The sequence below is a fragment of the Streptomyces sp. ActVer genome (genome assembly GCF_027270795.1).
In the GTDB taxonomy this organism is placed as follows: Bacteria; Actinomycetota; Actinomycetes; order Streptomycetales; family Streptomycetaceae; genus Streptomyces; species Streptomyces umbrinus_A.
In genome coordinates, this window is sequence record NZ_JAPWHT010000971.1 from 1 (window position 1) to 850 (window position 850).

The following is an 850-nucleotide window of genomic DNA, read 5'->3' on the forward strand; positions in this document are numbered from 1 at the left end:
GTGCCCGCCGTCCGCGTCCCCCTGCCGCGCGGGCCGTAGCCGGTTGTCCACGACGGCCGCAAGCGCGTCGGTCATCCGCAGCAGCACCAGCCGGATCGTCGCGGGGACCGGCACGTCGGCGGCGTCCGCCTCGGCCACCGCGGCCAGACCGAGTTCCAGCACAAGTCCGTGATACTCGGTGGCCAGCTCGCGGTTGAGGCCGGAGGGGAACGTGTTGCTTCGCAGGTGCCGCTCAAGGGATCGCAGCGCCTCGGCTCCCCAGCGCGCCGAGGAGGGGAACCATCCGAACGCGCAAGCCGCCGCGAACTGCCCGGCGGCCTCGGCGATGACGTGGTTGTTCGCCGAGGACCCCCGGCTGGGGAAGGCGGCCAGCCAGCGCTGGTGGTGCCAGATCTGGTTCAGTGCCACCGGGTTGCCCTCGAAAAGACCGGCCGCGCCCGGCCAGCCGTCGAGCAGCCTGCGGATCCACACCCAGGACAGCAGTCGGATGCCCAGCTCGATGCCGCTGATCCAGTGCACGCCGCGCAGCGGTGGGTTGGCCGTCCACCACGACCGCAGGTGCTCGGCCACGCGCTCGGCGTACCGCTCGTCCCCGGTGATCGCATAGGCGGCGGCGAGCTGGGTGAGGTACTGATGCCGGGACGGCTCCCAGATCTGCTTGATGTCCCCGACCACGTCCTCGTTCCGGTACGGCACGTCGAAGGCGTAGCCCCACGGGGCCCGGCGCCCGGTCTTCGGGTCGCACCACCAGTCCGGGTCGGTCAGGTCGTCGCGGACCACCCCGAAGAACTCGGCGTGCCCGTACATCAGCCGGTCCGCCTCGGCGACGGCGTCGCGCGGCGGGTCGACA

Annotated in this window: 1 protein-coding gene; it reads right to left on the minus strand. The window is 72.2% G+C overall.

The genetic code is table 11. The features are described 5' to 3' along the window. On the minus strand, positions 1 to 850 hold an 850-nt coding region (locus tag O3Q52_RS53680; protein WP_332113040.1), incomplete at both ends, for a heparinase II/III family protein.